This is a genomic window from Paenibacillus gansuensis, from assembly GCF_042684925.1.
Classification (GTDB): domain Bacteria; phylum Bacillota; class Bacilli; order Paenibacillales; family DY6; genus Paenibacillus_N; species Paenibacillus_N gansuensis.
The window spans coordinates 530,671-553,175 of sequence record NZ_JBHUME010000008.1; the positions used below are offsets into that span (position 1 = coordinate 530,671).

20 protein-coding genes and 1 riboswitch are annotated in these 22,505 nt (G+C 52.8%); of the genes, 3 read left to right on the top strand and 17 right to left on the bottom strand.

Annotated elements, in window-relative coordinates; genetic code table 11:
• Positions 1-48: 48 nt before the first annotated feature.
• The 8 genes from ACFSUF_RS14690 to metA all read right to left on the bottom strand — a co-directional run bounded on the left by ACFSUF_RS14690 (position 49) and on the right by metA (position 10,261).
• Positions 49-2,130 (bottom strand): MMPL family transporter, encoded by a 2,082-nt coding sequence (locus tag ACFSUF_RS14690; RefSeq protein ID WP_377603708.1) that lies wholly within the window; start codon positions 2,128-2,130, stop codon positions 49-51.
• Between the two features lie 21 nt (positions 2,131-2,151).
• Entirely contained in the window at positions 2,152-3,309 is a 1,158-nt protein-coding gene (locus ACFSUF_RS14695; protein WP_377603709.1) for an NAD(P)/FAD-dependent oxidoreductase, read from the bottom strand.
• On the bottom strand, positions 3,306-4,043 hold the full coding sequence (locus ACFSUF_RS14700) for a methyltransferase domain-containing protein (protein WP_377603710.1): 738 nt from the start codon (positions 4,041-4,043) through the stop codon (positions 3,306-3,308). Before ACFSUF_RS14700 ends, ACFSUF_RS14695 begins: the two co-directional genes overlap by 4 nt.
• Positions 4,036-5,205: a type III polyketide synthase gene (locus tag ACFSUF_RS14705; RefSeq protein ID WP_377603711.1), complete on the bottom strand. Its 1,170-nt coding sequence runs from the start codon at positions 5,203-5,205 to the stop codon at positions 4,036-4,038. The genes ACFSUF_RS14700 and ACFSUF_RS14705 overlap by 8 nt, the downstream gene beginning before the upstream one ends.
• Before the next feature lie 191 nt (positions 5,206-5,396).
• Positions 5,397-6,782 (bottom strand): EAL domain-containing protein, encoded by a 1,386-nt coding sequence (locus tag ACFSUF_RS14710; RefSeq protein WP_377603712.1) that lies wholly within the window; start codon positions 6,780-6,782, stop codon positions 5,397-5,399.
• A 191-nt stretch (positions 6,783-6,973) separates the two neighbouring features.
• Positions 6,974-8,143: a trans-sulfuration enzyme family protein gene (locus ACFSUF_RS14715; RefSeq protein ID WP_377603713.1), complete on the bottom strand. Its 1,170-nt coding sequence runs from the start codon at positions 8,141-8,143 to the stop codon at positions 6,974-6,976.
• Entirely contained in the window at positions 8,136-9,311 is a 1,176-nt protein-coding gene (locus ACFSUF_RS14720; protein WP_377603714.1) for a PLP-dependent transferase, read from the bottom strand. Before ACFSUF_RS14720 ends, ACFSUF_RS14715 begins: the two co-directional genes overlap by 8 nt.
• Before the next feature lie 32 nt (positions 9,312-9,343).
• Positions 9,344-10,261, bottom strand: coding sequence for a homoserine O-acetyltransferase MetA (gene metA / locus ACFSUF_RS14725; protein WP_377603715.1), 918 nt, complete (start codon positions 10,259-10,261; stop codon positions 9,344-9,346).
• Between the two features lie 103 nt (positions 10,262-10,364).
• Positions 10,365-10,485: riboswitch (SAM riboswitch) on the bottom strand.
• A 478-nt stretch (positions 10,486-10,963) separates the two neighbouring features.
• On the opposite strand from metA, the gene corA reads away from it, so the two are divergent.
• Positions 10,964-11,899 (top strand): magnesium/cobalt transporter CorA, encoded by a 936-nt coding sequence (gene corA / locus ACFSUF_RS14730; protein ID WP_377603716.1) that lies wholly within the window; start codon positions 10,964-10,966, stop codon positions 11,897-11,899.
• A 525-nt stretch (positions 11,900-12,424) separates the two neighbouring features.
• On the opposite strand, the gene ACFSUF_RS14735 is transcribed toward corA, so the two are convergent.
• A complete protein-coding gene (locus tag ACFSUF_RS14735; protein WP_377603717.1) occupies positions 12,425-13,426 on the bottom strand; it encodes an HRDC domain-containing protein in 1,002 nt (333 codons plus the stop codon).
• Between the two features lie 236 nt (positions 13,427-13,662).
• Between ACFSUF_RS14735 and ACFSUF_RS14740 the strand changes: the two genes are divergently transcribed.
• Both ACFSUF_RS14740 and ACFSUF_RS14745 read left to right on the top strand, forming a co-directional pair.
• Positions 13,663-13,959, top strand: a complete 297-nt coding sequence (locus tag ACFSUF_RS14740; protein ID WP_377603718.1) for a DUF3055 domain-containing protein — start codon at positions 13,663-13,665, stop codon at positions 13,957-13,959.
• A gap of 59 nt (positions 13,960-14,018) precedes the next feature.
• Positions 14,019-14,321: a hypothetical protein gene (locus ACFSUF_RS14745; RefSeq protein WP_377603719.1), complete on the top strand. Its 303-nt coding sequence runs from the start codon at positions 14,019-14,021 to the stop codon at positions 14,319-14,321.
• Positions 14,322-14,419: 98 nt separating this feature from the next.
• Here ACFSUF_RS14745 and ilvD read toward each other — a convergent pair whose 3' ends face one another.
• From ilvD to ACFSUF_RS14785, 8 genes are all read right to left on the bottom strand, one after another.
• A complete protein-coding gene (ilvD, locus tag ACFSUF_RS14750; RefSeq protein WP_377603720.1) occupies positions 14,420-16,108 on the bottom strand; it encodes a dihydroxy-acid dehydratase in 1,689 nt (562 codons plus the stop codon).
• Positions 16,109-16,337: 229 nt separating this feature from the next.
• The gene (locus ACFSUF_RS14755) at positions 16,338-17,231 is read right to left on the bottom strand and encodes a 5'-3' exonuclease (protein WP_377603721.1); all 894 of its coding nucleotides are present in this window, start codon (positions 17,229-17,231) and stop codon (positions 16,338-16,340) included.
• Positions 17,232-17,371: 140 nt separating this feature from the next.
• Entirely contained in the window at positions 17,372-18,556 is a 1,185-nt protein-coding gene (locus ACFSUF_RS14760) for an aminotransferase class I/II-fold pyridoxal phosphate-dependent enzyme (protein WP_377603722.1), read from the bottom strand.
• Positions 18,557-18,600: 44 nt separating this feature from the next.
• Positions 18,601-18,963, bottom strand: coding sequence for an arsenate reductase family protein (locus tag ACFSUF_RS14765; protein WP_377603723.1), 363 nt, complete (start codon positions 18,961-18,963; stop codon positions 18,601-18,603).
• Between the two features lie 18 nt (positions 18,964-18,981).
• Positions 18,982-19,938 (bottom strand): RluA family pseudouridine synthase, encoded by a 957-nt coding sequence (locus ACFSUF_RS14770; protein WP_377603900.1) that lies wholly within the window; start codon positions 19,936-19,938, stop codon positions 18,982-18,984.
• 5 nt (positions 19,939-19,943) lie between these two features.
• Positions 19,944-20,513: a cob(I)yrinic acid a,c-diamide adenosyltransferase gene (locus ACFSUF_RS14775; protein ID WP_377603724.1), complete on the bottom strand. Its 570-nt coding sequence runs from the start codon at positions 20,511-20,513 to the stop codon at positions 19,944-19,946.
• 18 nt (positions 20,514-20,531) lie between these two features.
• Positions 20,532-21,092, bottom strand: a complete 561-nt coding sequence (locus tag ACFSUF_RS14780; RefSeq protein WP_377603725.1) for a hypothetical protein — start codon at positions 21,090-21,092, stop codon at positions 20,532-20,534.
• 199 nt (positions 21,093-21,291) lie between these two features.
• Positions 21,292-22,497, bottom strand: a complete 1,206-nt coding sequence (locus ACFSUF_RS14785; protein WP_377603726.1) for an aminotransferase class I/II-fold pyridoxal phosphate-dependent enzyme — start codon at positions 22,495-22,497, stop codon at positions 21,292-21,294.
• Positions 22,498-22,505 lie beyond the last annotated feature (8 nt).

The window sequence follows — 22,505 nt, forward strand, 5'->3', positions numbered from 1 at the left end:
TCCTCCATGTGGTGAAATGTGGTAAACGCTATCCTAGTATATTATGACCTATACGCCTGGAGCCCACCAATTCCATCTTCCGAACAGCTTCATCAGAGACGGAACCAGCATCATTCGGATCAGCGTAGCATCTATAAATACGGCGGAAGCAATGCCGGCACCCAACTGCCTGACTCCTGCCACCTCTCCGAAGGCAAAAGGAAGCGTGACAGCAATCATAATCGCAGCTGCAGATCCGATCATTCCTCCGGTTGAGCCTACCCCTTCCGCGATCGCGGCTTCATGATTCCCGGTCTGCAAGTAAGACTCCCGGATCCGCGAAAGCAGGAACACCCCGTAGTCCATGCTGATGCCGAACACCAATCCTATGATGAAGATCGGAATCATAATCGCAATCCCCTCCTGCGGATCCACATTTGGGTATGAGACTGCATAAGCCATGATCCCGAACGAAGCGGCAAGGCATAGCGCGTTCAGGAGCAGTGTCTTCAACGGAATCAGAACGGACCGGAAAGCCAGCATCAACAAGGCAAAATTGACGGTTAGAATAAAAACAGCCGCTTTTCCGAATGACCTGTACGCGGTATCGAATACCTCCTGCTGGTATTTCGCTTCCCCTCCGAGCATCATATGAAGCCCGGTCATCTGCGCCCCGTACTGCTGTTGAAAATGGGATGCCCATTGCCGGGCCTCTATCGAAGATCCTTCCGCCATCAATGTCAGTTGAAAGAGTGTACGCTTCTCTTTGGCTTTTTGGCCTGAAGCAGGCTTCGTTCTAATTGGCATCACTTCCGCAATCATAGGATCCGCCTTAAGCTTGTCAGTCAGGCGTTGAAGCTGCCTTTTTTCTAATGATGAGAGAATCGTACTCTTCTTTGGTTCAGCAACTAAGTAGAGAGTGGTCCAGTGCTCCGGGTTAAACTCTTCCTGGAAACGGGCGGCGGCGGATCTCGAAACATAACTGTCAGGAATAGAAGTCTCATCCGGAATGGAGAGCTTCATAGTAGAAAGCGGCTGTATGCACAAGATCAGCGCTGCTGCCGCCATGATACTTGAAGCGATGGGTCGGTGCAGCACAAGGTTCGCCAGCTTCCGCCATATCGCTGCCGAGTGAGGAATGGCTCTCTTCTTCTGCGCCTCGCGGTAAAACCGGTTCCGGAGCAAAAACAGCAGTGCCGGCAGCAGTGTCAGGGTCAGCAGCACGGACAGGCAGAGCACAACAAGCGCTCCCAGAGCAACACTGCGGAAGATCGGAAGTTCAATAGCTGAGATCCCGATAAGGCCTGCGCCCATGCAGCTGGCGGATACAACAATAGCGCGGCCGGAAGTCCGCATGGCGATGCGGAGTGCCTGAGCAGGGGGGCGTAAGCGGAGCTCCTCCCGGAACCTGCTGACGATTAACAGCGCGAAATCGATGCTGAGCGCCAGGCCTACCATGGGGATCACATTAAGAACAAACACGGATAAAGTCAGATGTGCTCCCGCTGCAGCCATAATTCCCATTGCTCCTGTAACGGAAATGACCCCCATCAAAACAGGAATTCCCGCAGAAGCAAGCCCTCCAAAAGACAGCCAAAGAATAAGAAAGGCGGCCGGTATGCCAATCCACTCCGCTGAAGCCAAGTCTTTTCTGCTTGCGGTGTTTACGTCGGTTTGTACGATCTTTTTGCCGGTAAGCTCAGCTGTAACAGAAGCCGTGCGGGGAAGTGCGGCCTTAAGCTCTCCGATAATCTCCGAAATTTGAGTGGAATCCTGCTTGAAATCAAGCAGCGCATAGGCATAGGCGCCTTTTCTCATTTCTTTATGTTCAATAGGGGAAACCGTGGAGATCCAGCCCTGGATGCTGCTGATCTTCTGAAGCGAAGACTGGATGACTTGCCGGAAGGCCATCTCTGATACGCCGGTCTTTTTTTGAAACAGCACAATAACCGGTTCCTCGGCAGGAAGCCCAAACTTGCTGGCAGCGATCCGCATCACTTCCGAATGTTCGCCTTGGGTGCGAAGGCCATGATCTTGCAGCACTGAAGGGAGCTTCCAAGCTTGCAGGCCCGAGGCCAGAAGAAAGATTATCCACAAACTTAGCAGAACAAGAGGGTATCGTGAAGAGACCTTCGCCAATCGCTCCAGCATGTCTTACCCCCTTTCTGTCCTTCACATTTTCTGTAGCCGGGTCCATTTCACTGCCTGCTCCCCTAACCAGGGCCAGCCTGCACCCAAGCTGAATAACATTTGCGCCGTCAAGGGCCGGTTCATGGCATGCTGCAGCAGCCTCCCTGCCCGGACAGGTTTGCTCACTTGATTTTTCAGGTCTCTTTCATATCGGGTTTCCCATTCCCTGCGATTGATGTTTCCCTTCAAATAGTCATTCGTCACTGACGCACACAAAAAAGCGGAACGAATCGCAATGGCCATGCCGTCTCCGCATAACGGAGGAATCATGACGGCCGCGTCTCCCAGCTTAGGGAACCTGTCCCATGCCTGAAGTTTCAAATCCAGCCGGACCGGGGAAACAGCGCATGCCGTTTCCTTTAGCAGCTGTGCGCTGCGGAGCCTTTTTTTTAGAGGGATATGGCTGCTTCGAAGGAAATCCAGCACTTGCTCGACCGTATTGCCGTACTCCTGGAAACTCTTTAGTGTCAACAGTGCGGCTGCGTTGTACTTTCCGTCCTCTACCGGAGCCAGCCCGATATACCCCCCTGGTACGAAATAAAGCTCAACTGCATTTTGCGGCGATACCCCTGTATAGTGAGCTTTGATACCGACATAGACAGCAGTTTGGGCAGTGGCAGCGGCCGGCGGCGACAACTTTCCGTATGGGTTGCGGCCCCAGGCTCCGAGGACGGCTCTGGCCTGAATGATGGAAGAGGAGGGTGAATCTGCGGATTTTAACTCTAGTTCCCAGCCCCCTCCCACATCCTGTATTGAAGTAACTGCCGTGTTTATGTTGAGGCTCACTCCGGTTTGTGCGGCTTTTTGGTGCATCATTTCATCCAGCGTAAACCTGCTGATTCCCCAAGCGGCATTCGGAAGCCGAATACTGAGCTCCTTTCCATCCGGCAAAAACATTACAGTCTTGTCCATCAATGCGGGAGAGCGGGCTTCCAAAACTTCCTCCATACCAAGGCTGTTGAACATCTGCCTTGACTCGGGCGAAAGAAATTCGCCGCATACCTTATGCCGGGGAAAAGAGGTTTTATCAGCCAGAAGGACATTCCAGCCTTGAGCGGCGAGCGCAATGGATGCAGCGCTGCCCGCGAGGCCGGCGCCAATGATGGCCACGTCGTAGACGGGTTTAGGGGTACCCGTCATCTTGGCCTCCACGGCCGGGCAATGAGGCAGTACCGGAACAACGGTCTCCAGCTGTATTGCATTCGAGCCGAAGGCATAGCATTCTTCAGTTTTTTCCAGTCTGCGGAGCGAAACCCCTTGGCCACAGATAGAGGGCCGTCATGCCGAATATAATCGTTTTTGGATAGAAGCCGGGTCATAAGCCAAACCGCCCCCCAGGACACCCAATGCCGGTGAATGTCGTTCACGACAACTCCGTATCGGGAACAAGAGAGCATGGCATCTATTACGCGTGGAAGCTGCTCTTCGTCAAAGTGATGAACGAACTGGGAAGCCGTGACGATATCCGCGCAAGCCCACGCCTCCTCCTCCGCCTGTTCCGCAAGTTGGAACAGATCAGCTCGCCGTATCTTTACTCTGTCTTCTCCAGCATAAAGCTCGCGGGCTTCGGCACAGGCCTCCCATGTTATATCCACTAAGGTGATCGACATCTGAATTCCGTGCCGGTCCGCCCATTTCAGCAGCCGCTTATTCACATCCCCCGAGCCTGCGCCTATGTCCAGTATGGATAAGCGGCAGGGCTTTCCCGCCAATTTCCAAAGCCGCCTGACCCCGTACATGGTCGGGCCCGCCGCACCGAAGACCCTGTTAAGCCTCCTGAGATGGCGCAACGCCTCCAACAAGGCGACGCCGCCCTCCGAAAAATCGTCCATATACTCCGGTTCCAGAGAGCGTTTCCGAAGGAAACTAAACATGGCTTTGACCTCCCGCGTCCGCTAACCCTGCCGGAACCGGAACGGCGGCGCAGTACTCAAACCGCAGAAGCTCTGCGGTCAATCCCGGACCGAAGGCCAAGGCGATTCCCTCGGAGTTTTTACTGCCCGCTAGACGGAGCCGTTCCCTCATTTCCTGAAGAACAAACAAAATGGTCGCAGAGGAAAGATTGCCGTATCGCCTCAAAACCGAACGGCTGGCTGCGGTCTGCTCCGGCGTAAGCTCCATCCTTGCTTCCACCGCATCCACGATCCCTTTGCCTCCCGGATGTATCGCCCATAACGGCGGGAGCTCGTCATCCTGGAGCAAAGCATAAATTTCACCGGGGATGAACTGGCGAAGCAGCTCAGGGATCCGGGAGGACAAATATAAGGAGAACCCCTGATTTCCGATGTTCCACACCATTTCTTCCGTTGATTCCGGGAGAAGAACCGTACGGTGGGCGCCCAGCTTGAAATAAGGGCCGGCCGTGCAGGTATCGGGCCGGCCGATGACGCAAGCCGACGCGCCGTCCCCGAAGAAGGCAGCTGCGTACAGGTCTTCGCGGCTGCCGGAAGGCTGGATGTGCAGGGTGCACAGCTCCACGCACACCACCAGGATTTTCGCGGACGGTTCACGGTCCGCGATGGTGCGGGCTACGCATACGGCGCGGAGCCCTGCCGCGCAGCCCAGAAACTGCAGGGGCTGCCGCTCCGTTTCACGGCGCAGGCCCAGCTCGCGGACGAGCGCCGCGTCGAGCCCCGGCAGGTATAAGCCGGTACAGGTGACCGTCAGCAGATGCGTGATGTCATCCGCAGCTGTGCCGCTCTCCAGCAGCGCGCGCAGTGCTGCTGTTTTGCCGAGGACGGCGGACTCGCGCCGGTAGACGGCCATGCGCTCATCGGTAGCAGGCACCCGTTCCGGCGGAGTTCCCGGCACATATCTGCAGTTTTCGGCTTCCTCCAGCAGCTCCGGTTCGCAGGTGTACCTTGTTTCGACGCCGCACTGATGAAAAATCCGCTTCGCCCACCGCGCCACATCCTTGTCCTCTCCCAAAGCGCGTGCCAGCCGTGCCGATGCCTCCGACTGCTCAATCCTATAGGGCGGTACCGCCGTGCCGATCCCCAGGATGGCCGCCTCTCCGATTCTGCCTTCTTCCCTCATTTCCATAACCCCCCGAATACCGCATCTTGGACAAGAATGCATGATATCTCATTGTATTAAGCGGGGGCGGGGAATATGAGCATGGAGAGGGGCGATAGGTAATCTTGTTCATCTTAAATAACGTTGGCGTGGAGATGAGTCATTTTATTCTACCAATGGTCAATTTGGCACGGGAAAAACAAAAAACAGCCCTACTCGCGGGCTGTTTCTCTTAGCTTTCTGATTTGTGACTGCATTTTACGGATATGCTCCAAGCGGTTTTCACGGCTGCCGGCAGTGTTCTCGTTGAGCGGTTCCGGCCTAGCGAAGTAATAGCCCTGTCCCATCTGCACCTCATGCTGGAACAGCACCTCCGCCTCCTCAACCCGTTCAATCCCTTCCGCGACCACTTCACATTGTATCTCCTGGGCGAATTGCATAAGTGCCTTTAAGATGGACCGCTTCACCGAAATCTGATCAATGTTCTGAATCAGGGATTTGTCGATTTTGATAATATCCGGGATCAGTTCCGAAATCGTTAACAGGCTGGAATACCCCGCACCCGCATCGTCCACCGCAAAACGGAATCCGTGATCCCGGTATTTGCGGATCGTGACTCCCATTTCATGATAATCCTTAATGGCATGCCGCTCCGTAATTTCAAAAATTAACTGTGTAGGCGCCACCTGAGGCACCTTCTTCAATTGATCCAATAAAAAGCTAAGATAGATAGGATGACCCAGCGAAATCGCCGTTACATTGATAAAAACCTGTTCCTTAATTTCACGGGAGGCGATTTCCAAAAGCGCTTTACTGGTCACCAGGCATTCCATCCGGATCAGTAAATCTGTCTGAAATGCGTATTCAAACAGCTCCAACGGGGAGTAAAAAGGCGTATTCCTCGGTCCGCGCGTCAGTACTTCCCAACCGAACACGTCACCGCTCTGAAGGTTCATGATCGGCTGGGCCAATACCGATATATTCTCTTCCTCCAGAATGGCAAGTATGTCGTCCCGATAAGGATGGTAGGCAGTTCCGTCCGTGCCTGCGAACATCATCCGTGCATTGTAATAGGCATTCAAAAAAGCGTAATACGTATTCCCCTGATTTGAATCGAACTGGGCATGACTGTGGATGAAGGCGACCGTTCCCATCTCCATGCCGCTCATAATAGCTTCCATGTCCGACTGCAACTTCGAGCACAAGGTATCTCCGATTTTATGCAGATATAACGGCGGGGCCGTCTTCCCGTTGCTGATGAACACGCCGAATTCATCCGGGGCAAACTGCCTCAGAGCCAACAAGTCATCCGCAGCAATATAGGCCGCAGCCAAACGTTCTATAGAAGAACGAATCTCAGCCTTCAGCCAATCCATCTTGTCCTTGTCATACGTGTGCGAGAGCAGCCTGTAATCCTCGAAACGGAGAATCACCAGCCCGGGTTCGACCCCCTGCACCCTCAGCTCCTGCAGGTGCTGGACTGCCGGATCTGCACCAGTCTCATCCTGGGGAAAACTAACGGCTGGTTTCGCAGCGCCCGGGTCTGCGGCTTTACCGAATTTGGCTTTCCATTTGTTCACCGATGCCGAAAATCCCATTAGGGCTCCCCCGTTTGTCCGAATTGTGACAAAATTTGTCGTTTCCCCTATTTTATCATACAAAAAGGCAATTGACAGCCGTCCGCCCTCATGAATCTTGATTTTTACGTAAAAATAAGGCGTTCGTCGCATTCAAAATTCGACAAACGCCTCTTTACTGTTGAATTTCAAGTCCTACCTTACTATATCTGCTACCCGGACAAGGCCTGCTTCAAATCGTCAATCAGGTCCTCAATGTCCTCCAAGCCCACCGAATAGCGAAGCAGGCCGTCGGCGATGCCTCTCTGATGGCGTACCTCTCTCGGCATGGCCGCATGGGACATCATAGCCGGATATGAGAGAATGCTCTCTACCGCTCCCAGGCTAACCGCCACCAAAGGAAGCTTCACTTTATCCAGTACCTGCTTTGCCCGTTCCCCTGAACCGACATCGAACGAAACTACCGCTCCGTAACCAAGAGATTGGCGCTCATGAATATCACGTCCAGGATGACCCGGCAGCCCCGGATAGTACACTTTGGCAATCGAAGGCTGTTCAGCGAGCCATTGCGCCAGCTTCATCGCACTCGTTTCCGAATACTCCATACGGGCTTTCAGCGTCTTCATGCCGCGGATCAGCAGCCAGGAATCCTGCACGCCAAGCACGGTGCCCATGCCGTTTTGGAGGATTTTCAGGCGCCGGCCCAGATTCTCGTTCGCCGTCACGGCAAGTCCTGCGAGTACGTCACTGTGCCCGCCCAAAAATTTCGTGGCACTGTGGAGCACAATATCGATGCCGAGTTCGATCGGCCGCTGATGATAAGGCGTCATAAAGGTGTTATCGAGCAGCGTGAGCAAGTCATGCGATTTGGCCCAATCGGCGATGAGCTTAATATCCGTTATTTTCAATGTCGGATTCGAAGGAGTTTCCAGGAACACCGCCTTGGTGTTCGGCTTCAACGCGGCCTGCACCTGAGCGAAATCGGTCATATCCACAAACGTCGTCTCAATGTTCATCCGGGAGAGGATGCTGGTAAGCAAGCGGTAAGTACCGCCGTACACATCCTCCGTGACGATGATATGATCGCCGGCCGACAGCAGCATCAAAGATGTGGAGATCGCCGCCATTCCCGATGCGAAGGCAAATCCCCGTACGCCGCCTTCGAGCTTAGCAATGTAATCCTCCAACGCCTGGCGGGTCGGGTTGCCCGAGCGGGAGTAGTCATGCTGCGGCGGATTGGCAAGCGACTCGTGATGGAAAGTGGACGCCTGATAAATCGGTACGCTCGACGCTCCCGTAGCTTTATCGATCTCGCCGCCGAAGTGAATCAGGTCGGTCGCAAATTTCCTCTGCTTCTTGTCCAGATCCTGATCTTTATTCATGAACGGCAACCCCCTCTTCCACTTCCTGCTTCGCAAGCTCTAAAGCCGCTGCTAAATCGGCAATCAAATCATCTGCGTGCTCAATGCCCACGGATAAACGCAGCAGTCGGTCGTCCACGCCTACCTGGCGGCGGATCTCCTCCGGAATCGCGGCATGCGTCTGCACCGCAGGATACGTCATCAGCGACTCGACGCCGCCCAGGCTTTCCGCGAACGCAATCAGCTTCACATGGCGCAGAATCGGCTCAATGTAACGGGCATCCTTCACCTTGAAGGAGAAAATGCCCGTGTTGCCGGAGGACTGCCGCTTTTGGATGTCGTGGCCCGGGTGAGTTTCCAGCGCCGGGTAGTAGACATCCGAAATGGCAGGGTGCGTCAGCAGATAGTTCGAGATCCGCGTAGCGTTGTATTCATGGCGTTCCATGCGCAGCGCCAGCGTCTTCATGCCTCTCATCAAAAGCCAGCTGTCCTGTGGACCAAGCACGGCGCCGATCGAGTTGTGAAGCAGCGCCATCCGCTCGGACAGCTCCTCGCCTTTGGTTACGATCAGGCCGGCCAGCACGTCGTTGTGTCCGCCGAGATACTTCGTAGCGCTGTGAATGACGATGTCCGCGCCCAGCTCGATCGGACGCTGCAAAAACGGAGTTAGCAGCGTATTATCCACAATCGTCAGAATGTTGTACTGCTTTGCCCAAGCCGCTACCGCTTCAATATCCGTAATCATCATCAGCGGGTTGGTCGGCGTTTCGATGAGAACCGCCTTCGTGCTTTCCCGTCTGCTGGACTCCAGCGCAGCCAGATCGTTCGTATCTACATAAGTAGCGGACACGCCGAATCTTGCCATAATATCCTCCAGCAGACGGTAGGTTCCTCCATACAAGTCCAAGGACACGATCAGATGATCGCCCTGGCTGAAATAAGCGAAAATCGTCTGCAGCGCAGCCATGCCGGAGCTGCAGGCAAACCCTGCGTCCCCGCTTTCCAGTTCTGCGATCGCATCTTCGAGCACGGTACGCGTAGGGCTTTTAGTGCGGGCATAATCGAACCCGGTGCTTTGTCCAAGTTTCGGATGGCGAAACGCTGTAGATTGATAGACTGGAAAGCTGACCGCCCCGGTGACAGGTTCGGATTGCGAACCGATTTGCGCTAAAAGGCTTTCGATTTTCATGAATGGAGTCCTCCTAATAAGTAAAATGTATTTTAAATTCCCGCCCCGAGCTCAAAAGGCGTTTCCTGATACACATAGTAATTCAGCCAGTTGGAGAACAGAAGGTTGGCATGGGCTCTCCAGCGGGTAATCGGCTGCCGGGTCGGATCGTCGTTCGGATAGTAGTTTTTGGGGATTGCAACATCCATTCCTTTAGAAATGTCGCGGTCATATTCCCATTTTAGCGTACATGGATCGTATTCGGAGTGCCCGGTCACAAAGAAATGTTTGCCATCCTTCGTGCCCACCAGATATACGCCGGCTTCTTCCGATTCCGACAGGATTTCCAACTCTTCTTCAGCTTCGATATCTTCCCTGCGGATATCCGTATGGCGCGACTGCGGCACGTAGAACTCTTCATCAAAACCTCGAAGCAACTTCACATTCTGCTTGGACACCTGGTGCGGGAATACGCCGAACAGCTTCTTCTCGAGAGTGAACTTTTTGATGCCGAAGTGGTAATACAAGCCCGCCTGAGAAGCCCAGCACACGTGCATGGTCGACGTCACGTTTCGCTTGCTCCACTCGAAAATTTGCGTAAGCTCCTCCCAATAGTTTACATCCTCAAAATCCATCAGCTCGACTGGGGCGCCTGTAATAATCATGCCGTCGAAGCGTTCCTTTTTGATATCGTCAAACGTCTTGTAAAACTGCTCCAAATGCTCCGGGGAGGTATTTTTGGAAATATGGGTTTTCGGATGCAGCAGGACACATTCCACTTGCAGCGGCGTATTGCCGATGAGGCGCATGAACTGGGTCTCCGTCGTTTCCTTCGTAGGCATTAAGTTCAGAATGACGATGCGCAGCGGACGAATATCCTGATGAAACGCGATCGATTCGTCCATGACGAATATATTTTCCTGGCTCAGTACTTCCTTGGCCGGCAGAGTATCTGGAATTTTAATTGGCATGATGCAGCACTCCTTTGAACGGTAGATTCTTTTTCGACAAAAAACAACAAAAACCCTTCCTCAACACAGAGAAAGGGTTTACGAACGCAAATAAAGTTCACCTCTCTCATCTCTCAAAAACTTTCGTTTCCGCAAGAATTAGCACCGTGCCTATCGGTTGTTACGCCGAAAAGTCGGTTGCCGGGTATCATCGGGCCAGTCCCTCCACCTACTCTTGATAAGAGTTAAACGATATGCAGTTATAGGCAAATGAATCAATCTGATTTAAATGTATACGATAATGAAATTATCGTCAAGCTGTTACCAAGCGGACATGCCCTTTTTCCTGCAAAATAACTTTGTTAAATCCGCTCCAAAAGCGTCACGCAGCAAGGGTTACGGCCATATGGTAGGGTATGCGGTAGAGTTCACGATAGTTGTTGAAACCTCTATGCTTCGAGTATATACTAGACAAGTACTCGTAACCAAAGCTGATTCTAAGGGGTGAAAGTTCGTATGGACGGTGACCGACCGAAGCCAAGTGGATGTATCGGGCAACAAGAGCATATGCAGGATCTGACAGATCTGTCGGCATCGACCGGAACTTAGCCGCTAGAGGGGTAGCCTGGCTGCGCAGTTTGGAGTTGCCTTCAGCGGGTTGTGCCTGTGCTCTGTGAGTGCCCGGGTTGGGTGCTAGTGCAAGACAGCAGAGGAGTGATAACCATGAAGGTACGTTTAGTGAAGAATGGCATATTTACCGTGGTGGACGATCTCACCGAACCGCTGACGCCGCCGGAAGGCGGATTTTACTGGATCGATGCGGATACGGACGATCTGGAAGTGCTGCAGCCGTTGTTCGGCCTGCATGAACTGGCGGTCGAGGACTGTCTGACAGAAGAGGAACAGCGTCCGAAGATCGAGATTTATGATCATCAGTATTTTATTGTTATTAACAGCATCCGTTATGACGACGAGGAGATTTTTCTGCGGGCGCTCAACATATTTCTAGGCCGGCATTATATCATTACGGTAACCAAGCAAAAAATTAACGAAATCCGCGCAATCAAGCCCGTGCTTTGGGAAGAGGAAGTCAGTTCGCCTGACAGGTTCCTGTACCATCTGGTGGACTTGGTCGTTGATAACTACTTTAACGTTGCGGACCGGATCGAAGCGAAAATCGAGATGCTGGAGGAAGAAATCCTGCTGCATACGAAGAAATCGCATTTGAATGAAATCATAAGCCTGCGAAGCGAGATCCTGTGGCTTAAGAAAGCGCTGGGACCGCAGAAGGACCTGATTTTCACGCTGAATAAGAAAGAACTGAAGCTGATCAACGACCAGCTCCAGAAATACTTCAGCGATATTTATGAGAACACGATCAAGATCTCGGAGACGTTTGAGACTTTCCGCGATCTAATGGGCAACTTACGGGAAGCTTACCAGATGTCGCTGGAGAACCGTACGAATGAAGTCATGCGCGTGTTCACAGCAATTACAACGATATTCATGCCGTTAACGTTCATCACCGGCTTTTACGGGATGAATTTTGATTATATCCCGCTTCTGCACTCCCATGCGGGAACGATGATCGTGACAATTACCATGATTGTGCTGGGCACTGGCATGTTCTATTACTTCCGCCGGCGGGGCTGGCTGTAATTCAGTTGAACCGCCCCCGCAATTCGAACTAGGAGAAAATACTTCCCCTATTTACTTGCCAAACCGCACAAATGAACTTTTAACGGAAAAAACTTCACCTAATTCGAGCCTTTCCCCCTTTTATTGATGGATTGGGCCCATTAGCTGAAGTTTTTTCTCTTATTTAGCATTTACCTTAGTTGTGGAAGAAAATTCGCTTACCAGAATTGCCCGTCGTTACGATAATGCGAAAATACGCCGGCAAGAGGAAAGACGCTGTCGATATGACAGCGTCTTTGTAATTGAAGGACCGCGCTAGAGGGTCTGGTTAACGGGTAAAGTCAAGTAATGGATCAGGTAGCGGATCAAAGTTACCGGGGGAGCCCTAAGTGGACCCAAGGCGGAGAAAGTAATTTTTATGGATCGAAGCCAAAACCGGTTACTTAGGATAGCATCAGCAGATCAATCCCGCTCCTGACCATCTTTACGGATGCGGGGAAATCAACCGGGGAGTATCAAACAGAAATGAATGAGCTTAAGAATAATCTATGCCGCTGCCCGCTCTTTCCGAATGCGGATGCGCAGCAGACGAAGCCACTCATACAGCCGTGTAACGTCCTTCTCTCCAAGTTGATCCGGCGTGTACATGTGCTGCAGCACCGGTTTCAAGTAGCGGTCGCCTTCCTTTTCGAACGCCTGGACCGCGAGAGTCTGCTCCTCGTCCGGCACACCGGCCAGCTCAGCCGTTACCAAAGCATCCACGGAAACCCCGTCTTTGTCCAGCTCCTCAATCCAGGTAATCAGGTCGCGGCGCGGTACTGACAATTGCTCGGACAACGTCTCCAGCGTCTCCCCGCGGGCGATGCCCTCCAGCAGCTTTCGCTTCTCCACTTTCTTGTCAAACTCGTTCTTCAGTTTCATCTCGTTCTGCTTATGAAACCAGGCGCTGAAATCTGAAGCGTCCACCTGGGATTCTACCCATCCCAGCGGGAAATCGCCGCTGCGCTCGTGCTTCACCGTAATTTGCCGGATCGCTTCCAAATAAGCTTCAACCTTCGCCGTGCCAAAGCCCGGCAGCATCAGCAGTTCTTCCTTCGTCCAAGGAACGAAGGCCGAGAGCAGCTTCAAAGCACGGTTGGAAGCGATAATATATGGCGCTTTCCCTTCCTTACCCGCTTGAACGCGCCGCCATTCCCGCAGCTCATTAAACAATTCTTCACTTGCGTGGAACTCGCTGTAATAGTACAGCATTTGGGTGAATCGGCTTCTTCCGTTTCCCACGCTTTGGCCCCCGCTATGTACAGTCGCATCAATGACAGGCAGGAACCCGCCGCTCATTTTCTCCGCCAGCCTGTAACGGAACGCCGCCAGCATTTCATCCCAATGCGCCCCTTCATACCATACGTCCTGATGGATCGTACCGCCGGCATCCGGCTCATTCCACAGCACCTGCCACAACCCCTGGCTCTCACAAATCGAAACCTGAGCCGAACTCCCTTTCTCCCCTTCCGTTTTTCGTTCCATGCTGTTCAAAAACACTAAATGCATAGGCAAAACCTCCATTAAAAGTAGTTTGAACAAACAAAAAACACCCCTCCTACGGTTACGTAGAAGAGGTGCTTCCTCATCGTTTGATTCAATTACAGATATAGTAGCATGACTTTCCGATCTGTGCAACCACATTTTTACAGTCGAATTATGCCGCCGTGTATCCCCCTGCTTCTTCAAGTTCCGCCAAGCTTCGTGTATAATCATATCAACTTCAAAAGAACGGAGGACCTCGCATGACTGCAGAAGGTTTCGACTTTTTATCTGACAGCACAGAGCAGACTTCGACCCGTTACGTATGTTTTATCGGAGAGAGTATGCACCGGTTCGACTTAGCCATTACTACAACCAACCGTTTTTACGGCAAAAAGCTGGTCACTGACCTGCAAAGCGGACGCACCGCTATCCTGGGCCCGGACGACCTGGACGAAGAGGGATATCTCGAATATTTCTATAAGATTCCGGAAGATGCCGCCGAAGAGCTCCGCTCATTCCTGTACCTCGTTGTAGGAGCCGTCAATTTCACGGATTGATGAAAACCGCTTCTTTCGGGCAAAATGGAACCATTCTCCCAACATAGGAGGTTGGTTTCATGACGAAGGGTTTCCTGGATGAAGACCGGCGCCGTGAATTTACGGACCTGTCCACCGTGGAATCGCAGCGCAACGATCTAACCGCAGAGGAGTTTCCCGACGGGCCTTACGGGATGTCCCTGCCGGTAGAAACACTCGGCAAAAGCACCCCGTACCGCCGGGATCAGCGCCCGCCGAACCGGTTCAGCTACGAGAACCGCCAGCTGCACGAAGGATTGTCCCGGGATTATCCGCCGGATCATGATACGCATGATCACAGCGGGGAGGAAGATCCTTCGCAGCGCAATATCGAGCGCCGCTAGTTCGGGCAAGACGAGGCTCGCCAAGCATGCCGGCAGCACATTAACAAAGAGCCCCTGATCCTGACGGATCGGGGGCTCTTACTTTAAAATTTAGCTGATTATATTTTCATAACGCCGCCGGTGCTTGCAGACGTGACCAGCTTGGAGTAACGCGCAAGGTAACCGGTCTTGATCTTCGGCTCAAAGCCTTTCCAGTTCGCTCTGCGGCGCTCCATCTCTTCGTCGCTCACTTCCAGATGAATCGTGCGTTTCACTAGATCCAGCTCAATAATATCGCCGTCTTCTACGAAGGCAATCGGACCGCCCTCAGCCGCTTCCGGCGAGATATGGCCGATCGAAATACCGCGGGATGCGCCGGAGAAACGTCCGTCTGTGATCAAACCGACTTTCGCGCCCAGCCCCATACCGACGATTTGGGAGGTAGGGGCAAGCATTTCAGGCATACCCGGGCCGCCTTTCGGTCCTTCGTAACGGATAACCACAACGTGGCCTTCTTTTACTTTGCCGTTCGCAATTCCGTATAAAGCGTCATCTTGAGAGTCAAAGCAGATAGCCGGACCTACGTGGCGTCCGCCTACTTCCTTATCAACCGCGCCCACTTTGATGATGGAGCCGTTAGGAGCCAGGTTGCCGAACAATACCGCCAAGCCGCCTTCCTGGCTGTGAGGGTTGTCCAGCGGACGGATAACGTCTTGGTTTAGAATTTCGCAGCCCGCTACATTCTCGGCAAGGGTTTTACCGGAAACGGTAATGCGGCTGCCGTCGATCGCACCCGGCTTCTTGAGAAGCTCGTTAATTACGGCACTCACGCCGCCGGCATGATGCACGTCCTCGATATGATAATCCGAAGCCGGAGCGATCTTGGCCAGATGCGGCACGCGCTTCGCTACTTCGTTAATGCGCTCGATCGGATACTCAAAGCCCGCTTCATGCGCCAGTGCCAGCGTGTGAAGAACCGTATTCGTAGATCCTCCCATAGCCATGTCCAGTGCAAATGCATTGTCGATCGCTTCGATCGTTACGATGTCTCTTGGCTTGATGTCCTGCTTAATAATTTCCATCAGCTGGCGTGCGGATTTACGCACGAACTCTTTGCGCTCTTCCCATACCGCCAGAATCGTTCCGTTCCCTGGCAGCGCAAGCCCCAATCCTTCGGCGAGGCAGTTCATCGAGTTCGCAGTAAACATACCGGAACAAGATCCGCAGGTTGGACAGCCGTACTGTTCCAGCTCTTCCAAGGCGCTCTCGTCGATCTTGCCTGCCTGGTAAGCACCTACGCCTTCAAATACCGAGGACAAGGAGATCGATTTGCCGTTCTTATCTTTACCTGCCTTCATGGGTCCGCCGCTTACGAAAACCGTAGGAATGTTGACGCGCAGAGCGCCCATCATCATGCCCGGGGTGATCTTATCGCAGTTCGGGATACATACCATGCCGTCAAACCAGTGCGCGTTTACAACAGTCTCCAGAGAGTCTGCGATGATCTCGCGGCTCGGCAGGGAATATCTCATTCCGATATGGCCCATGGCAATACCGTCGTCAACGCCGATTGTATTGAACTCGAAAGGTACGCCGCCGGCTTCGCGGATCGCTTCCTTGACGATTTTGCCGAACTCTTGTAAGTGGACATGGCCCGGTACGATATCGATATAAGAATTGCACACCGCGATGAACGGTTTGCCGAAATCCTCTTCTTTCACGCCTGCCGCCCGAAGCAAACTCCGGTGCGGAGCCCGGTCGAAGCCTTTCTTGATCATATCACTGCGCATTTTGTTAGGTTGTGCCATATCATATGTCCCTCCTGAGGAATCAGAAATAATAGAGTCGGATCAAGCATGCATATAGTCCCAAAAATAATATTCCTATTTTAACACTTTAAAGGGATATTGCCCATGCCTAATCGTCTGATTTTAACAACAATTTTGAATCATGGGACAAATGAATGGTTATCACCTTAAAGTTTGAATATAAAAAGAGAGACACTTCTGTGCCTCTTCCATCCCCGTCTATAGCTTTTTACCCTATCATTTTTTTGAGAGACCGGAACTCGAACTCCTCCAGAATATCCAAAGCGCGCTGACGGTCGGCAAACATGCGGCAATCATTCAGCACGCAATCCAGCTCCATGTCCACCTGGATCCGGGCAAGCTGGCGGGACAGGTTCAGCATCTCCATTTCGGCCTCGATTTTGGCGCGTACACCCTTAGGTAGCAGCTCCAGATTCGCCAACACCCCATCGATCGAATCATGCTCCTGGATCAGCTTCAGAGCCGTCTTTGCGCCGATGCCTTTGACCCCGGGATAATTGTCGCTCGGATCACCCATCAGTGCTTTAATATCGATAATCTGGCCGGGACGGGAAACGCCGCGAAGCTCCAGAAGGTTCTCATGGTGCACTACTTCGTAGTTGCCAAGGCCCTTCTTAAACAAAATAATCTGCGTATTCTCATCAATCAGCTGCAGCGTGTCCCCATCCCCGGTAAGAATGCTGACCTTCATGCCTTGTGACGAATATTTCCGGGCAAGAGAGCCCATGACATCGTCCGCTTCATAGCCGGGCCGGCCTACGCAAGGGATACCGAACGCCTCTACCATCTCCCACAGCTTGTCGAATTGAGGAAGCAGTTCAAGCGGCGGCTCGCCCCGGTTTGCCTTGTAGTTCGGATACAAGTCGTTACGGAATGTCTTGCCTCCCATATCAAAAGCGCAAATGACATGGCTGGGCCTGAATCTCCCTACCGCGTCCATTAAATATTTGGTGAACTGATATAAGCCGTTCGTATAAAGTCCCTTGGAATTTTGCATATAATTTCCGCTGATCGCAAGTGCGTAAAACCCTCTAAACAACAGGGCAAAGCTGTCCACAAGCATAATTGACGGAGTATCGGTCTGCTGTTCAATCTGATTCATGAAACGTCCCTTCTTACTGCAAAATATGTAGAATCCCGCAAAGGCAATCTATGAAAAATGTGACATTCTACTCTATTTCATTATACTATTGATGCGAAAAAGAGGAAACCTTTTACCAGCAACCTACCATCCGTAAACTGCTAGCTTTGTACACCGCTCTTCTTCAAAAACAAAGCGATCCGATCCGCTGCTTCCAAAAGGCGTTCTTCCTCCTGAACAAGCGCAATTCGAACGTACCCTTCCCCTTCTGCGCCAAAAGCACTGCCCGGAATTACCGCAACGCCTGTCGAAAGAAGCATTTCCCGGGAAATCTGTCGAGAGGTCCATCCTTTTGGAACAGGTGCCCATACGAACATCGTTGCTTTCGGTTTTTCAATAACCCAGCCTGCGCTCTGCAGCCGTTCCACAAACACGTCCCGCCGCCGTTCATACAAATCAGCTGCCGAGCCTTCCGATTCCATATCCTCTTCCAAAGCAGCAATGCCCGCTTCCTGGACGGCTAGAAACACACCGTAATCGATGTTCGATTTCAGCGTACGGAGTGCTCCCACAGCATCCGGATGACCGACCAGAAATGCAATGCGGCACCCTGCCATGTTAAAGCTTTTGGATAAGGAGTGAAATTCAACGGCGCATTCGCGGGCACCGGGGATTTCCAGTATGCTTACCGGCTGAAATCCGTCGAATGCCATTTCCGAATAAGCCAGGTCATGAACGATCAGCAGCTCATGCTTCTGTGCAAAAGCGACGCAGCGTTCAAAAAATTCACGGTCCGCTACCGCTGTTAAAGGATTGCTTGGATAATTCAGCAGCATGAACTTGGCCCGGCTGGCTGTTTCCGGCGGGATGGCCGTTAAGTCCGGCAGATACCCGTTTTCCTCCCTAAGCGGCATGTAATGCGGCGTAACGCCAGCGATCACCAGGCTTGCCGCGTAGATCGGATAACCTGGATCCGGAACCAGGGCGATGTCGCCTGGGTTCGTGATGGCCAGAGCCAAATGCGCCAACCCGTCCTGGGATCCCATCAAGGCAAGCACCTCGCGGTCCGGGTCCAGGTTTACGTGAAACTTATGACGGTACCAGCGCGCAACCGCACTGCGAAACGCAGGGCTTCCTTCCGACGTCGGGTACCCGTAGTTTTGCGGCTTGCGCACCGCTGCTTCCAGAGCAGCCATTACTTTGGGCGACGGTGCCCTGTCAGGGCTGCCGATGCCCAGATCGATGACGTCCAGCCCTCGGGCGGCCGCTTCCCGTTTCCATTCCGCAACTTCCGAAAAAATGGCCGATCCAAGACCGGCCAGCCTTACGGACGGTTGAATGTCCATGTATCTACCTCTCCTTATCTTCACGCAAAATGAAGGAAGGAAGCCTACCGGCTTCCCCATACCTCCTCGTATTGTTCAGGCTTGAAGCCGATCGTCACTTTCCTGCCGTCGTAGGCAAGCGGACGCTTGATCAAACGGCCATTGGAAGATAGCAATGCTATTTGTTCCTCTTCGCTCATGGAAGGGAGCTTGTCCTTCAGCTGCATCTCTTTATAAACTTCGCCTGATGTATTAAAAAACTTCTTTACCGGCATACCGCTCGCCTTCACCATTTCTGTGAGCTGCTCTTTTGCAGGCGGCTCTTCAAATACCGGGATTAATTCCGTTTCGATACCTTGTGCCTGTAACCATTTCAACGCATTGCGGCAGGTACCGCATTTGGCATATTGATATACTTTCAACGCCATGGATCGTACCTCTTTCTTCTAGTTGTCGGATGTTCCTTTGCTCTCATCGGCCAATTCCAGCAGCAGCTTCTCCAGATCCGACGGAAGCGGGGCTTTGAATATCTTCCGATCTCCGCTGATGGGATGAACGAAGGACAGCTGCTCAGCATGAAGAGCGTGGCGGTCAATGCGTTTCGCCATAGTTTCGGTTATTTCTGCGAACCGCTCGCTAGTATACATCTTATCCCCGATCAAGGGGCAGCCGATATGCTTCATGTGCACGCGGATCTGATGGGTGCGGCCCGTTTCCAGACGCAGACGGACAAGAGAAGTCGGTCCGTACTTCCGGACCGTCTCATAATGCGTCACTGCCTCGTACCCGTCCTCCCGGACAACACGCAGATGAGGATTGTCCGTATCCCTGTCGATCGGAGCGTCAACCGTTCCGAGCTCTTCAGGAGGATGGCCGTAAACGGCTGCCAAATACAGCTTATCCACTCCGCCCGCAATCATCTGTTCAGAGATATGCTGGTGGATATATGGATTTTTTGCGACAGCCAGCACGCCGGAAGTTTCCTGGTCCAGCCGGTGCACGGGCCGGAATCGCACCCTCTCGCCCTTGCGCTGCCAATAGCTTACTATCCCGTTGGCCAGCGTATTCGTATAATGACCGTGAGTGGGATGCACTATGACGCCTGCAGGCTTATTTACAATCAGCAGGTGGTCATCCTCATACAGAATATCCAGCGGCATGTCCTGGGGAAGAATGTCTTCAGATACTTCCTCCTCCATCCGAACCTCCACCAGATCGCCGGACTTGACCTTGACTGTAATATAAACCCGTTCCCCGTTCAGCATAATGCCGCATTCCGTCAACTTCAACCGGGACAAAAGCTTCCGGGAAATCAGCATCCGGTTATGTAAAACGGTACGCAGAAGCATACCCTCGTCTTCGGGAGGGACACGGTAAGTCAGCGGAGAATAATAGCCAGTGATGTCCGTCATGATTTCTTGCGGAACACCTCTGCACTCCGGATATATTCAACGTCCTGTACGCCTTCCCTGGCGTTAGCCGTACGTGCGGCGACAAAGAAGAAATCAGACAGGCGGTTCAAATAGGCACGCGCTTCTTCATGAATCGGCTGCTGTTCGGCGAGCGTTACCACACGGCGTTCCGCGCGCCGGCATACCGTGCGGCATACATGAAGCAAAGAGGCGGTCATAGTGCCTCCCGGAAGAATAAAGCGGGTGATATCCGGATTCTCCGCATCATACCGGTCGATCCACTCTTCCAGCCGCGTAATCATGTCCCCGGTTACTTTGTACTGTTTGCCTTCCGGATTGGCGAAAGCCAAATCCGAACCGCAGTCGAACAACTCATTCTGAATTTCGGTCAGATGCTCCCGCAAATCTTCAAACCGTTCGGCAGGCAGGCTGCTGATCGCCTGGCCGACAAAGCAATTCAGTTCATCAATCGTACCGTATGCTTCCACCTGGGCGTGGTTCTTGCTAACACGGCCTCCGATTACCGAGGTTTGCCCCTTGTCGCCGGTTCTTGTGTAAATGTTCATGCCGCTTCCCCCTCTGCGTTATTTCATTTCAACAATCGTTTTCAACACTCGGATGGACTGTTCCACATCCGGTGAATTGCCCGGAATGAAGGCAAACAGGCCTTTTCCGTTCAACCCTGCGGCTTGAAACCAGCCGGCCTTGTCCATCGGAATGCCGTAAAGCGCAGTCACTTTCTTTGGCTCGTCCGTTGTTCCTTCTTCTGCCGTGGTGACGCCTTCCGGAAACTTGGAGGCATCAAAAGCATCGTCTAAGCGGACGAATCCTCCCTGGCTGGTGTAGCCCTTGAACAGTTCCTCATCCGTAATAACAATCGAGTTTTCCCCTGCCGCCAATTCGACCATCATTTTCTCCGGGCGGAACAGCGGCGATCCGTAAACGCCCATTGTAGGCTTCTCGCCAAGCTTCGCAGCCAGCACTTCCTGCAGCTTGTCCGTAGCTTCGGAAGGGATGCCGCTTTGCGGGAGCACAGAAATCTTCACATCTTCTTTAGGTCCGCCGCACCCCGCTGCCATCAACATAAGCCCTGCCAACATAAGAAGGGGCAGCCATTTCCAGCTGCGTTTTCTTTCCAATCTCATCCGTCATTCTCCTTCTCCCAAAGGTTTTCTTCCCCCATCATATCACACCCTCAATCCATGTCGAAAGAGCACGCCTCCTGCAGCAGCTGGAGCAGCTTAGGCAGCTAGAGCAGCTTGTGCATCAGAAGCGACTGCCCCTCAAGGCAAAGAACCGCCCGGCTCCAGGAGCACGAACGGTTCGTTAAGCAGCAATATAAAGTTATCCTTGGCGAAGTTTGTGCATGTATTGCCCGATCCGGTCCAACGCTTCCGTCAACTGTGTAACCGAATAGGCGTAAGAACATCGCAGAAACCCTTCTCCTCCAAGGCCGAACACACTGCCCGGCACGGCTGCCACTTTGGCATCTCTTAGCATGCCCTGGGCGAATTCCTCAGAGGTCATCCCTGTCGATTGAATCGACGGAAAAGCGTAGAATGCCCCTTGCGGTTCATGGCAATCCAGTCCGATTTCCCGGAATCCGTGGACGACGAGCCTGCGCCTCTGGTTATAAGATTCCACCATACGGTCTTTCTCTTCCATGCCGTTCGTCAAGGCTTCCAAAGCGGCCACCTGACCCATGATCGGAGCGCACATCACCGTATACTGATGAATTTTCAGCATGGCCGAAATCAGCTCTCTGTGTCCGCAAGCATACCCCATTCTCCAGCCAGTCATCGCAAAAGCCTTCGAAAATCCGCTGACCAGAATGGTCCGGTCCTTCATCCCAGGCAGCGATGCAAAGCTCACATGCTTAGAGCCATAAGTCAGCTCGGCATAGATCTCGTCGGAGATCACGATGAGATCGTGTTCCTCCACCAGTTTAGCGATCGGCAGCCAGTCCTCGTAGGTCATGATGCCGCCGGTAGGATTGCTCGGATAACACAGCACCAGCAGTTTGGACCGTTCCGTGATCTGCGCTTTCAGCCCTTCTGCCGTTAACTTGAACTGGTCCTTTGCAAAGGTCTCGATTCCGACTGGAACCCCTCCGCTTAACGAACAAATCGGCGAGTAAGAAATGTAGCACGGTTCAGGAATGAGTATCTCGTCTCCCGGGTTAATCAACGCACGCAGAGCAAGATCGATCGCCTCGCTGCCTCCGACTGTGACCAGTACTTCATGGGCTGGATCATACGCAACGTCGAATTCCCGGTTCAGGTACTCCGCGATCGCTTCCCGAAGCTCCGGCAGTCCAGCATTCGGCGTATAGCTGGTGCGTCCCCGCTCTAACGCATATACAGCAGCATCCCTTACATGCCATGGGGTAATGAAATCGGGTTCGCCCACACCAAGCGAAATAATATCCTTGCTTGCACTCACAAGGTCAAAAAACTTTCGGATCCCGGAAGGCTGAATCGCTTTGACCTGGGGTGTCAGATAATCCTGCATCGATTTTGCGGACTTGCGGATTTCTTCCTCTTTTATCATCGCGCGCC

What these genes read in the sequence shown, in the direction of transcription:
- ACFSUF_RS14690 (WP_377603708.1), bottom strand. Translation starts at nt 2,130, where the DNA reads ATGCTGGAGCGATTGGCGAAGGTCTCTTCACGATACCCTCTTGTTCTG.
- ACFSUF_RS14695 (WP_377603709.1), bottom strand. Translation starts at nt 3,309, where the DNA reads ATGACGGGTACCCCTAAACCCGTCTACGACGTGGCCATCATTGGCGCC.
- ACFSUF_RS14700 (WP_377603710.1), bottom strand. Translation starts at nt 4,043, where the DNA reads ATGTTTAGTTTCCTTCGGAAACGCTCTCTGGAACCGGAGTATATGGAC.
- ACFSUF_RS14705 (WP_377603711.1), bottom strand. Translation starts at nt 5,205, where the DNA reads ATGAGGGAAGAAGGCAGAATCGGAGAGGCGGCCATCCTGGGGATCGGC.
- ACFSUF_RS14710 (WP_377603712.1), bottom strand. Translation starts at nt 6,782, where the DNA reads ATGGGATTTTCGGCATCGGTGAACAAATGGAAAGCCAAATTCGGTAAA.
- ACFSUF_RS14715 (WP_377603713.1), bottom strand. Translation starts at nt 8,143, where the DNA reads ATGAATAAAGATCAGGATCTGGACAAGAAGCAGAGGAAATTTGCGACC.
- ACFSUF_RS14720 (WP_377603714.1), bottom strand. Translation starts at nt 9,311, where the DNA reads ATGAAAATCGAAAGCCTTTTAGCGCAAATCGGTTCGCAATCCGAACCT.
- metA (WP_377603715.1), bottom strand. Translation starts at nt 10,261, where the DNA reads ATGCCAATTAAAATTCCAGATACTCTGCCGGCCAAGGAAGTACTGAGC.
- corA (WP_377603716.1), top strand. Translation starts at nt 10,964, where the DNA reads ATGAAGGTACGTTTAGTGAAGAATGGCATATTTACCGTGGTGGACGAT.
- ACFSUF_RS14735 (WP_377603717.1), bottom strand. Translation starts at nt 13,426, where the DNA reads ATGCATTTAGTGTTTTTGAACAGCATGGAACGAAAAACGGAAGGGGAG.
- ACFSUF_RS14740 (WP_377603718.1), top strand. Translation starts at nt 13,663, where the DNA reads ATGACTGCAGAAGGTTTCGACTTTTTATCTGACAGCACAGAGCAGACT.
- ACFSUF_RS14745 (WP_377603719.1), top strand. Translation starts at nt 14,019, where the DNA reads ATGACGAAGGGTTTCCTGGATGAAGACCGGCGCCGTGAATTTACGGAC.
- ilvD (WP_377603720.1), bottom strand. Translation starts at nt 16,108, where the DNA reads ATGGCACAACCTAACAAAATGCGCAGTGATATGATCAAGAAAGGCTTC.
- ACFSUF_RS14755 (WP_377603721.1), bottom strand. Translation starts at nt 17,231, where the DNA reads ATGAATCAGATTGAACAGCAGACCGATACTCCGTCAATTATGCTTGTG.
- ACFSUF_RS14760 (WP_377603722.1), bottom strand. Translation starts at nt 18,556, where the DNA reads ATGGACATTCAACCGTCCGTAAGGCTGGCCGGTCTTGGATCGGCCATT.
- ACFSUF_RS14765 (WP_377603723.1), bottom strand. Translation starts at nt 18,963, where the DNA reads ATGGCGTTGAAAGTATATCAATATGCCAAATGCGGTACCTGCCGCAAT.
- ACFSUF_RS14775 (WP_377603724.1), bottom strand. Translation starts at nt 20,513, where the DNA reads ATGAACATTTACACAAGAACCGGCGACAAGGGGCAAACCTCGGTAATC.
- ACFSUF_RS14780 (WP_377603725.1), bottom strand. Translation starts at nt 21,092, where the DNA reads ATGAGATTGGAAAGAAAACGCAGCTGGAAATGGCTGCCCCTTCTTATG.
- ACFSUF_RS14785 (WP_377603726.1), bottom strand. Translation starts at nt 22,497, where the DNA reads ATGATAAAAGAGGAAGAAATCCGCAAGTCCGCAAAATCGATGCAGGAT.